General features: G+C 66.7%; 1 protein-coding gene. It reads left to right on the top strand.

What is annotated here, in order from left to right:
• Window positions 1-128: 128 nt before the first annotated feature.
• Window positions 129-13060 (top strand): non-ribosomal peptide synthase/polyketide synthase (locus C8K66_RS26555; protein ID WP_108526437.1); only part of this gene is annotated, 12932 nt, incomplete at its 3' end.

The following is a 13060-nucleotide window of genomic DNA, read 5'->3' as shown; positions in this document are numbered from 1 at the left end:
TTTCCCGGCAGCCCGTATTCCTCGCAGTCAACAGCCTCCCATCCCCCCGCTAATTTTTCCCTCTCCGGTTCGTTTTATAGGGACGACGTGCCTTTGTGCTTCCCGCCTATTGCTCCGGACTCCAAGAAATGAATGCTGAAGACTCCTTGAAACTTGCTCGCCGGTTTATCGGGTTGCCCCTGGAAAAACGCCAGCTGTTCCTCCAGGCGTTGCAGAAGGAAGGGGTGGATTTTTCGCGGTTTCCGATTCCTGCCGGGGTGGATGTGGAGGACCGCGATGCGCTGTCCTACGCACAGCAACGCATGTGGTTTCTCTGGCAGTTGGACCCGGCCAGCGGCGCCTACAACCTGCCGGGCGCCGTGCGGCTCAAGGGCGCGCTGAACCTTGGCGCGATGCAGCAGGCGTTCGCCAGCCTGGTCGAGCGTCACGAAACCCTGCGCACGGTGTTCCAGCGCCAGGCCGACGAGCGCCTGGCGCAGGTGGCGGCACAGCCGGCGCTGGCGATCGAGCAGCACGACCTGAGCGACCTGGCCCCCGCCGAGCGCGAGCAGGCCGTCAACGCCGCGGCCACCCGCCAGTCGCTGCTGCCGTTCGATCTGGAGCACGGTCCGCTGCTGCGCGTGCAGCTGTTGAAACTCGACGAGCAGGAACACGTGCTGCTGCTGACCCTGCACCACATCGTCTCCGATGGCTGGTCGATGAACGTCTTGATCGACGAGTTCATCCGTTTCTACGACGCGCATGAGCGCAACGAGGCGCCGCAACTGCCGGCGCTGCCGATCCAGTACAGCGACTATGCCCTGTGGCAACGCCGCTGGCTGGAAGCTGGGGAGCAGGCGCGTCAGCTGGAATACTGGCAAGCGCGGCTGGGTGATGAGCATCCGGTTCTGGAATTGCCCAGCGACCGCCCACGCCCGGCCATGCCCAGCTACAGGGGCACGCGCCACACCTTCGCGATCGATCCGGATCTGGCCGCGCAACTGCGCAGCTGCGCGCAAACACACAACGTCACGCTGTTCATGCTGCTGCTCGGTGCGTTCAATGTGCTGCTGCATCGCTACACCGGCCAGGGCGACATCCGCGTCGGCGTGCCGATCGCCAACCGCAACCGGACCGAAGTCGAAGGGCTGATCGGTTTCTTCGTCAACACCCAAGTGCTGCGCACCGAACTGACCGGGCAAACCCGCGTCAGCGAGCTGCTGCATGCCATCAAGGAGCATGCCCTGGGCGCCCAGGCCCATCAGGACTTGCCCTTCGAACGCCTGGTGGAAGCGCTGAACGTCGAGCGCAGCCTGAGCCATACGCCGTTGTTCCAGGTGATGTACAACCACCAGCCGGTGGTGGCCGACATCGCCTCGATCCGCACGGCCTCCGGCCTGGAACTGGCCGCGGTGGAGTGGCAGGGCCGCACCACCCAGTTCGACCTGACCCTCGACACCTACGAACAGTCCGGCACCCTGCATGCCGCGCTGACCTATGCCAACGACCTGTTCGACGCGCCATCCATCGCACGCATGGCACGGCACTGGATCAGCCTGTTGCAGGCCATGGTCGCCGATGGCGAGCAGCGCGTCGGTGAGTTGCCGATGCTCGCCGCCGATGAACAGCAGGTCCTGGTGAGCGCCTGGAACCAGACCGCGCAGGCCTATCCGAGCGAGCGCGGCATTCATCAGTTGATCGAAGACCAGGTGCGCGCCACGCCGGAGGCGCCGGCGCTGGTGTTCGGTGCGACCACGCTGACCTACGCCCAGCTCGACGCCCGCGCCAACCAACTGGCCCATGCCTTGCGCGAACAGGGGGTTGGCCCCGATGCCTTGGTGGGTCTTTGCATCGAGCGCTCGATCGAAATGGTGGTCGGCCTGCTGGGGATTCTCAAAGCCGGCGCTGCCTATGTCCCGCTCGACCCCGAATATCCCCCGGAACGCCTGGCCTACATGATCGAAGACAGCGGCATCCAGCTGCTGCTCAGCCAGCAAAGCCTGCTGCCGTCGCTGCCGGTCGCGGCTGTCCAGGTGATTGCCCTGGACGCGCCCGCGCTGTGGCTCGATGGCTACAGCTGCGAAGCGCCCGCCGTGGCGATTCACGGGCTGAACCTCGCGTATGTGATCTACACCTCCGGCTCCACCGGCCAACCCAAGGGCGCCGGCAACAGCCATCGCGCGCTGGTCAACCGCCTGTGCTGGATGCAACAGGCCTACACGCTGGAGGCCAGCGATGCGGTGCTGCAGAAAACCCCGTTCAGCTTCGACGTGTCGGTGTGGGAGTTCTTCTGGCCGTTGATGACCGGTGCGCGCCTGGTGGTCGCGGCCCCTGGCGAACACCGCGAGCCGGCGCGCCTGATTGCGACCATTGGCCGACACGCGATCACCACCGTGCATTTCGTGCCATCGATGCTCCAGGCGTTTATCCATGAGCCGGGCGTGCAGGCCTGCACTGGCCTCAAGCGCATCGTCTGCAGCGGCGAGGCCTTGCCGTTGGATGCGCAGAGCCAAGTGTTCGCCAAACTGCCACGGGCCGCTCTGTTCAACCTCTATGGCCCGACCGAAGCGGCCATCGACGTGACCCACTGGAGCTGTGTCGATGAAGGCGCCGACAGCGTGCCCATCGGCCGCCCGATCGCCAACCTCCACACCTACGTGCTCGACGCCCAGCTCAACCCGGTGCCGGCCGGCGTCTCCGGCGAGCTCTACCTGGGCGGCAGCGGCCTGGCGCGCAGTTACCACCGGCGTGCGGCCCTGACCGCCGAGCGTTTCGTGCCCAGCCCGTTCGCTGACGGCGCACGTGTGTACCGCACTGGCGACCGCGTGCGCCAGCGGGCCGACGGCGTGATCGAGTACCTCGGCCGTCTCGATCATCAGGTCAAACTGCGCGGTCTGCGCATCGAACTGGGCGAAATCGAGACGCGCCTGCTGCAGCATCCCGGCGTGCGTGAGGCGGTGGTGCTGGTGCAGGGCGGCAAGCACCTGGTGGCCTACCTGGTGTTGGAAGGCGAAGCGCCCACCGACCTCAAGGCGTGGCTGCTCGGCAGCCTGCCGGAGTACATGGTGCCGACCCATATGCTGCACCTGGATCAATTGCCGGTGACCGCCAATGGCAAGCTGGATCGCAAAGCGCTGCCAGTGCCGGACGCCGCCGCGCAGCAGGCCTATAGCGCCCCGCAAAGCCCCGTGCAGCAGGCGCTGGCCGCAATCTGGGGCGATGTGCTCGGCATCCCGCAGGTCGGCCTGGACGACAATTTTTTCGAGCTGGGCGGCGATTCGATCATCTCCATCCAAGTGGTCAGCCGCGCGCGCCAGGCAGGCATTCGCCTCAGCCCGCGCGACCTGTTCCAGTACCAGAGCGTGCGCAGCCTGGCGTTGGTGGCGACCTTCGAGCAGGCCGCGAGCGTCGACCAGGGCCCGGTCAGCGGTGAGGTGATGCTGACTCCGGTGCAGCAGAGCTTCTTCGCCCAGGCCATCCCGGTGCGCGAACATTGGAACCAGTCGTTGCTGTTGATCCCGCGTGAAGCCCTGGAGCCTGCGCGTCTCGACGCGGCCTTGACCCAGGTGATCAATCATCACGACGCTTTGCGCCTGCGTTTTGTCGAGCAGGCCGAAGGCTGGCAGCAAACCCATGCCGCGCCGATCGCCGCGCCCGGATTGTGGCAATCCCACGCCAGCGACGACACAGAACTGGCCGCACTCTGCGAGGCGGCCCAGCGCAGCCTCGATCTTGAACAAGGCCCGCTGCTGCGCGCCGTTCTGGTGAGCATGGCCGACGGCACCCAGCGCCTGTTGCTGGTGGTCCATCACCTGGTGGTGGACGGCGTGTCCTGGCGCATCCTGCTCGAAGACCTGCAACAGGCCTACGGCGCTGCGCCGCTGCCGGCCAAGACCTGCGCCTACCAAGTGTGGGCCCGGCAGTTGCAGGCCCATGCACAGACCCTCAACGCGCAACTGGCGTACTGGCAGGCGCAGACGGCCGACGCCGATTTGCCTTGCGACAACCCGCAAGGCGGCCTGCAAAATCGCCTGGGCGCCAAGCTGGAAATCCGCCTTGACGCCGAACACACCCGTCAACTGCTGCAAGACGCCCCGGCCGCCTATCGCACCCAGGTCAACGACCTGCTGCTGAGCGCATTGGTGCGGGTGATCTGCCGGTGGAGCGGCCAGACGGCTGCGCTGATCCAGCTGGAAGGCCATGGCCGTGAAGACCTGTTCGACAATGTCGACCTGAGCCGTACCGTCGGTTGGTTCACCAGCCTGTTCCCGCTGCGCCTGCAGGCCGAGGGCGGGTTGGCGGATGCGATCAAGTCGGTCAAGGAGCAACTGCGGGGCGTGCCCGATAAAGGCATCGGCTACGGCCTGTTGCGTTACCTCGGCACACCGGACGCCCGCGAAGCCCTATCAAGCCTTGCCGCGCCGCGCATCACCTTCAACTACCTGGGCCAATTCGATCGCCAGTTCAACCAATCGGCGCTGTTCGTGCCGGCCACCGGGGGCAGCGGTCAGGCCCAGGACCCCGAAGCGCCGCTGGCCAACTGGTTGACGCTGGAAGGCCAGGTGTACGGTGGGGAATTGACCCTGCAGTGGGGCTTCAGCCGTGAGATGTTCGAGGTGTCGACGATCCAGCGCCTGGCGGATGACTATGCGGCGGAACTCAAGGCCCTGATCGTGCATTGTTGTGCCACGCCGGCAGGGCAGGTCACCCCGTCGGACTTCCCGTTGGCGCGTCTGACCCAGCGCCAGTTGGATGGGCTGCCCGTCGCGGGACCGGCCATTGCCGATCTCTACCCGCTGTCGCCGATGCAGCAGGGCATGCTGTTCCACAGCCTGTACGAGCCCGAGGCCCAGGCCTATATCAACCAGTTGCGCCTGGACATCGGCGGCCTCGATCTTTTGGCGTTCGGTCGCGCCTGGCAGGCCGCGCTGCAGCGGCATGACATCCTGCGCAGCAGCTTCCACTGGCTGGGCCTGGACAGTGCCCATCAGTTGATCCAGCGGCAGGTCGACTTGCCGTTGCAAGTCATCGAAGACCCCGACGCCGACGTCGAGGCCCTCGCCGCAGCCGAGCGCGACAAGGGCTTCGCGCTCGACGCGGCGCCGCTGTTTCGCCTGTTGCTGGTACGCGGTGCCGGCGCGACCTGGCAGCTGATTTTCACCAGCCACCACATCCTGATGGATGGCTGGAGCAACGCCCAATTGCTGGGCGAAGTCATCGCCCACTATGCCGGCCATACCGTGCCGGCACCGCTGGGACAGTTCCGCGATTATCTGGGTTGGCTGCAACAACAAGGGTCGGGCGAAGCCTTCTGGAAAGCCACGCTGGCGCCGTTGCAAGCGCCCACCTTGCTGGCGGAGGCGCTGCGTGTGCCGGCCCACGCCACAGGGATGGCCGACCATCAGGTGGTGCTCGACAGCGACTTCACCCAAGCGCTCGGCGAGTTTGCCCGCCGCCAGAAAATCACCCTCAACACCTTGCTGCAAGGGGCGTGGAGCCTGTTGCTGCAGCGCTACACCGGCCAGGATTGCGTGGCGTTCGGTGCCACCGTCGCCGGGCGTTCGGCGCCGCTGCCGGGGATCGAGCAGCAACTGGGCCTGTTTATCAACACCTTGCCGCTCGTCTGCGTGGCCGCGCCGGCCCAATCGGCCGCGTGCTGGCTCAGCGAGCTGCAAGCGCTGAACCTGAGCCTGCGCGATCACGAACATGTGCCGCTCTACGACATCCAGGGCTGGGCGGGCCAGCAGGGCGCGTTGTTCGACACCTTGCTGGTGTTCGAAAACTTCCCGGTGGCCGAAGCCCTGAAACAGGGCGCGCCCGCAGGCCTGACCTTTGGCCGCTTGCACAACCATGAACGCACCCACTACCCGCTGACCCTGGGGATTGAGCTGGGGGCCAGCCTGCGCCTGGAATGGAGCTACGACCGCGCGCGTTTCAGTGCCGATCAGGTCGCGCGATTGAGCGCCAACCTGCAGCACCTGCTGGTGCAACTGCTCGTCGATGCGCAGGCGCCGCTCGGCAACTTGCGCCTGCTCGACCCCACCACGCAGCGCGACATGCTCGCCCTGGGCCGGGCACCCGGCGCGGCCCTACGTGAGCTGCACGTGCATCAACGCATTGCCGCCCAGGCCGCCGCCACCCCGGATGCGCTGGCGGTGCAGGCCGGCGAAGCGCGCTTGAGCTATGCCCAGCTCAACGACCACGCCAACCGCCTGGCCCATCGCCTGCTGGCGCTGGGCGTGGGGCCTGGGCAGCGCGTGGGCCTGGCCTGCCGACGTGGCCCGCAGTTGATCGTCAGTCTGCTGGCGGTACTTAAAAGCGGCGCCGCCTATGTGCCGCTGGACCCGAAATACCCCAACGAACGCCTGGCCTACATGCTGGCGGACAGTCGTGTGGACCTGCTGCTCAGCGAAACCGGGCTGCTCGCCGACCTGCCGCTGCCGCAAGGTCTGATCCGTGTGGACTTCAGCGCATCCGGCGCTGAGTTGGCCGCTTACCCGCGCGCCAATCCGCCCAGCCACGTGGGCGCCGCCGACCTGGCCTACGTGATCTACACCTCCGGCTCCACCGGCCAACCCAAGGGCGTGGCCATCGATCACGCCGCCCTCGGCCAGTTCTGCGACAGCGCCGCGGTCTACAGCCGGCTGTGTGCAGCGGACCGTGTACTGCAGTTCGCCACGTTCAGCTTCGACGGCTTTGTCGAGCAGTGCTACCCGCCGCTGTGTATAGGCGCTGCGTTGATCATGCGTGGCGATGAACTGTGGGACGCCGGGCAACTGGCGCGGGAAATCGTCGAGCAGGGCGTGACCCTCGCTGACTTGCCGGCGGCGTACTGGTACCTGCTGGCCAAGGAATGTGCGGTCGAACACCGCGCCCTGGGCAATCTGCGCCAGGTGCATGTGGGCGGCGAAGCCATGTCGGTGGAAGGCCTGCGCGCCTGGCACGCCGCCGGCCTGGGCCACGTGCGGCTGGTCAACACCTATGGGCCGACCGAGGCCACGGTGGTGTCCAGCGTGCATGACTGCCAGTTGCTGGATGCCAGTGACGCGTTCGGCGTGCCCATCGGCCAGGCCATCGAAGGCCGTTCGCTGTATGTGCTCGACAGTGCGTTCGAGCTGCTGGCCACCGAGGGCGTCGGCGAGCTGTGCATCGGTGCCGAGTACGGCCTGGCCCAGCGTTATTTCGACCGCCCGGCGCTGACGGCCGAGCGCTTCCTGCCGGACCCGTTTTCCGCCGTGCCGGGGGCGCGGCTCTACCGCAGTGGCGACCTGGCCCGTTACAACCAGGCCGGTGCGTTGGAGTACGTCGGGCGCATCGATCATCAGGTGAAGATTCGCGGTTTCCGTATCGAAATCGGCGAAATCGAGGCCAGCCTGCAAGGCTTGCCGCAGGTGCGTGAGGCGGCAGTCATCGCGCAGCCGGGCGCTGTGGGTGCGCAATTGGTGGCCTACGTGGTGCCGACCCAGGGCCAGCGCCTGGACACCCAGGCGCTGGCGGCGACCTTGCACCGTGTGTTGCCCGACTACATGGTGCCGGTGCAGTGGGTGGTGCTCGATGCCTTGCCGTTGAACAACAACGGCAAGCTGGACCGCCGCGCACTGCCGGCACCGGACCTGAACCAGCCCCGACAGGCCCACCGCGCCCCGCACAGCCCGCTGGCGATCCGGTTGGCAGCGATCTGGCAAGCGGTGTTGCAGGTCGAGCGCGTGGGGCTCGATGACCATTTCTTCGAGCGCGGCGGCCATTCGTTGCTGGCCACCCAGGTGATCTCCCGCGTGCGCCATGACCTCAAGCTGGAAGTGCCGTTGCGCGCGCTGTTCGAGCAGCCGACGCTGGAGGCCTTCGCGGCCGCGTGCGCCGGCGTGCAGGGCGACACGGCACCGACGCTGCAGGCGGCCGGGCGTGACCGGCCGTTGGCGTTGTCGTTCGCCCAGGAGCGCCAATGGTTCCTCTGGCAACTGGACCCGACCAGCGCCGCCTATCACGTCCCCGCCGCACTGCACCTGCGCGGCCCGTTGGATATCGCTGCGCTGGAACACGCTTTCCACGCCCTGGTGCAGCGCCATGAACCGCTGCGCACCACCTTCGTGGAGGAGGGCGAGCAGACCTGGCAGGTGATCCACCCCCACCTGGCGATTGCACTGGCGCATCAGCACATCGCCGCAGCCGCGATCGAAGCGACGGTGGCGCAGGAGATCCAGCGCCCGTTCGACCTGGTCAACGGCCCGCTGATGCGCGTCACGTTGCTGCACGTCGAAGCGGAGCACCACGTGCTGGTAATCACCCAGCACCACATCATCTCCGATGGTGGGTCGATGCAGGTGATGGTCGACGAACTGCTGGCCCTGTATCAGGGCCAGGCGCCGTTGCCGGCGTTGCCGCTGCACTATGCCGACTATGCCCTGTGGCAACGCGAGTGGATGGCCTCCGGGGAGAAACAGCGCCAACTCGATTATTGGTGCGCCCGCCTGGGCAGCGAACATCCGCTGCTGGAGCTGCCCCTGGACCACCCGCGTCCGGCGCTGCAAAGCCATCGCGGCGCGCGCCGACAACTGCATCTGGACGCCGCGCTGGTCGCTGAACTCAAGGCCCTCGCCCAGCGTCAGGACGTGACCCTGTTCATGCTGCTGCTCGCCGCGTTCCAGACCTTGCTGTTTCGCTACAGCGGCCAGTCCGCGATCCGTGTCGGGGTGCCGATCGCCAACCGCAATCGCCTGGAAACCGAGCGGCTGATCGGCTTCTTCGTCAACACCCAGGTGCTGCAGGCCGAGCTGCATGGGCAGATGGGCTTCGACCGCTTGCTGGCCCAGGTCAAGCAACGTGCGGTGGAGGCCCAGGCCCATCAGGACTTGCCCTTCGAACAACTGGTGGAAGCGCTGCAACCGGAACGCAGCCTCAGCCATAACCCGTTGTTCCAAGTGATGTTCAATCATCAGGACAACCTGCGCGCCGGCCCGCTGCAGTTGCCTGGCCTGGACCTGCAACCGGTGGATTGGGCCGGCCACAGCACCCAGTTCGACCTCAACCTGGAAACCGAGGAGTCGGCCGATGGCCTCTGGGCTGCACTGACCTACGCCACCGACCTGTTCGAACCGGCGACCATCGAGCGCTTGGCCGAGCATTGGCAGAACCTGCTGCGCGCCGTGGTGCGCGATGCCTCCCAACCCCTGGACGAGCTGGCGCTGCTCAGCGCGCCGCAGTGGCGGCAGATGCTCGAAGCGTGGAACCACACGGCCTTCGATTACCCCCGCGAGCGCTGTGTGCATCAGCTGTTCGAAGCGCAGGCCCTGGCCCAGCCCGACGCCATCGCTGTGCAATTCAACGACGACGCCTTGAGTTATGCCGAACTCAACCGCCGCGCCAATCGCCTGGCCCATCGCCTGATCGCGGCGGGTGTCGGCCCGGACGTGCTGGTGGCGGTGCATGTGGAGCGTTCCCTGGACATGGCGGTCGGCCTGCTGGCGACCCTCAAGGCCGGTGGCGCCTACGTGCCGCTCGACCCGCAGTTCCCGGCGGAGCGCCTGGCGTTCATGCTCGAAGACAGCCGCGCCCGGGTGCTGCTGACCCAGCCAGCGCTGATCGGCCGACTGGCGCAACCGCAAGGCCTGCACGTGCTGCTGGTCGATGACAGCGACGCTGGCGAACACAACCCGCAAGTGGACGTCAGTCCGGAACACCTGGCCTACGTGATCTACACCTCCGGCTCCACCGGCCAGCCCAAGGGCGTGATGGTGCGCCACCGCGGGCTGTGCAGCTTCACCAGCGGCATGGCCACCAGCCTGGACATCGGCCGGGAGGCGCGGGTGCTGTCGCTGACCACGTTCTCGTTCGACATCTTCGCCCTGGAGCTGTACGTGCCGCTGACGGTTGGCGCCACGGTGTTGCTGAGCGAGCAGGCCCTGGCCCTCGACCCGGAGGCGATTATCGACCTGGCGCACCACCAGCGCGCCAACGTGCTGCAAGCCACGCCGTCAACCTGGCGCATGCTGCTGGACAGCCCGCGTGCCGAGCGGCTGCATGGCATCAAGGCACTGTGCGGCGGCGAAGCGCTGCCGGCCGACCTGGCCCAGCGTCTGCTCGATCTGCAAGGCCCGGTGTGGAACCTGTATGGCCCCACGGAAACCACCATCTGGTCGGCGGCCCATCGGCTGTTGGCGCCGCAGCCTTTTGTCGGGCGGCCGATTGCCAATACCGCGTTGTTCATCCTCAACGCCGGGCTCAGCCCATGCCCGTTGGGCGCGGCCGGTGAGCTGCTGATCGGCGGTGTCGGCCTGGCGCGCGGTTACCACGCACGGCCGGCGCTCACTGCCGAACGCTTCGTGCCCAACCCTTATGGCGCACCGGGCGAACGCCTGTACCGTACCGGTGACCTGGCGCGCTACCGCGACCACGGCGTGGTGGAGTACATCGGCCGGGTCGACCAGCAGGTCAAGGTGCGCGGGTTCCGTATCGAACTGGGCGAAATCGAAGCCTGCCTGCGCGAACACCCCGGCGTGCGCGAAGCCGTGGTGCTGGCCGACAACGACCGCTTGATCGCCTATCTGGTGACCTCCGCCCCACAGACGCCGCAGGTCTACCAAGCCGCCTTGCGCGAGCGTTTGCCGGACTACATGGTGCCGGCGTACCTGATGTGCCTCGACAGCCTGCCCTTGACCCCCAACGGCAAGCTCGACCGCAAGGCTCTGCCCAGCGTGGACGCCAGCCTGTTGCTCAAAGGCCATGTTGCCCCCGTCACACTGCGCCAACAGCAGGTGGCGGCGATCTGGGCCGAGGTGCTGGGCGTACCTCAGGTCGGCCTTGACGACCACTTCTTCGAGCTGGGCGGGCATTCGCTGCTGGCCACCCGCGTGGTGTCGCGGGTCCGCCAGGCGCTGGCGCTGGAAGTGGCGCTCAAGACCCTGTTCGAACACCCGGCGCTGGGTGACTTCGTCGCGGCGCTGGGCGAGGAGGGCATGGTTGCGCCGGCGATGCTCAAGGCCGACCGCACCCAACCGTTGCCACTGTCCTATGCCCAGGAACGCCAATGGTTCCTCTGGCAACTCGACCCGCACAGCGCCGCGTACCACATCCCCAGCGCCCTGCGCCTGAAAGGCACGCTGGACCTGGCGGCGCTGCAACGCAGTTTCGACACCTTGCTGGCGCGCCACGAAAGCCTGCGCACCCATCTGCATCAGGACGCCAGCGGCACACGGCAAGTGATTGAAGAATCGGGCCTGATCGACGTCGACCAGGCCGACAGCGACGAAGCCGGGCTCAAGGCGCAGGTCGCTGCCGAGGTCGCGCGTCCGTTCGACCTGCTGCGCGGGCCGTTGCTGCGGGTCACGTTGCTGCGCCTGGCTGAGGATGACCACGTGCTGGTGCTGGTGCAGCACCATATCGTCTCGGATGGCTGGTCGATGCAACTGATGGTCGAAGAACTGGTGCAGCTCTACGCCGCGTTCAGCCAGGGAACCACGCCGCACCTGCCGGCCTTGCCGATCCAGTACGCCGACTACGCCCTGTGGCAGCGTCAATGGATGGAGGCCGGTGAGACCGCGCGTCAACTGGCTTACTGGCGTGAGCAACTGGGCGGTGTGCAACCGGTGCTGGAATTGCCGGTCGACTACCCGCGCCCAGCGCTGCAAAGCCACCGTGGCGCGCGCCTGGGTATTGAGCTGGCGGCGCCGTTGCTCGCCGGTTTGCGCAGCCTGGCGCAGCGCACCGGGGTGACGTTGCCGATGGTGTTGCTGGCGTCGTACCAGGCCTTGCTGCACCGCTACAGCGGTCAGGAGGACGTGCGCGTCGGCGTGCCGATTGCCAACCGCAATCGCCTGGAAACCGAAGGGCTGATCGGCTTCTTCGTCAACACCCAGGTGCTCAAGGCCGATATCCACGGGCAGATGAGTGTCGAGCATTTGCTGCACCAGACGCGTCAACGCTCCCTTGAGGCCCAGGCCCATCAGGACCTGCCGTTCGAGCAGTTGGTGGAGGCCTTGCAGCCCGAGCGCAGCCTGAGCCTCAGCCCGCTGTTCCAGGTGTTGTTCAACCACCGCGTGACGTCGGTCGATAGCCATTGGCAGCGCCTCACCGAGCTTGACGTCGAGGTCCTGAGTTGGGATGAAGGCGTCGCCCAATTCGACCTGGCGCTGGACGTCGAGGAAAGCCAGACGCTGTTGCGTGCGTCCCTGAGCTACGCCACCGACCTGTTCGCCCCGGCGACCATCGCACGCATGGCCGGCCACTGGCAGAACCTGTTGCAGGCGATGGTCGCCGATCCGCAGCAGACCCTCGGCCAGTTGAACCTGCTGGATGAGGATGAACAGCGGCACATCCTGCAGTTGTGGAATCAATCCGACGCCGGCTTCCCGGCCCAGCGCCTGGTACACGAGTTGGTCGCCGAGCGTGCGCGGGAAAACCCGCAGGCAGTCGCGATCAAGTTCGACGCACAAACCCTGACCTACGGCGAGCTGGACCGCCAGGCCAACCAGTTGGCCCACGCGTTGATCGCCCGGGGTGTTGGCCCGGAAGTGCGCGTGGCGATTGCCATGCCGCGCAGTGCGGAGATCATGGTGGCGTTCCTTGCGGTGCTGAAAGCTGGCGGCGTGTATGTGCCGCTGGACGTCGAATACCCGCGTGATCGCCTGCTGTACATGATGCAGGACAGCCGCGCCAAGCTGCTGTTGACCCATACCGCCGTGCAGCAGCAACTGCCGATTGCCGAAGGCCTGGATACGCTCGCCATCGACCGCACCGAAACCTGGAGCGGCTTCAGCGACACTGCGCCGTCGGTTGATCTCGACGGCGACAACCTCGCCTACGTGATCTACACCTCGGGCTCTACGGGCATGCCGAAAGGCGTGGCGGTGGCCCACGGTCCGCTGGTGGCGCATATCATCGCCACCGGCGAACGCTACGAAACCGGCCCGGCCGATTGCGAATTGCACTTCATGTCCTTCGCTTTCGACGGCTCCCACGAAGGCTGGATGCACCCGCTGATCAACGGCGCGAGCGTGCTGATCCGCGATGACAGCCTGTGGCTGCCGGAATACACCTACGCGCAAATGCACCGTCACAACGTGACCATGGCCGTGTTCCCGCCGGT

This window comes from Pseudomonas sp. GV105 (assembly GCF_003058185.1).
Classification (GTDB): domain Bacteria; phylum Pseudomonadota; class Gammaproteobacteria; order Pseudomonadales; family Pseudomonadaceae; genus Aquipseudomonas; species Aquipseudomonas veronii.
The sequence above is the reverse complement of the archived record's forward strand: the minus strand, read 5'-3'. Positions and strand labels throughout refer to the sequence as shown.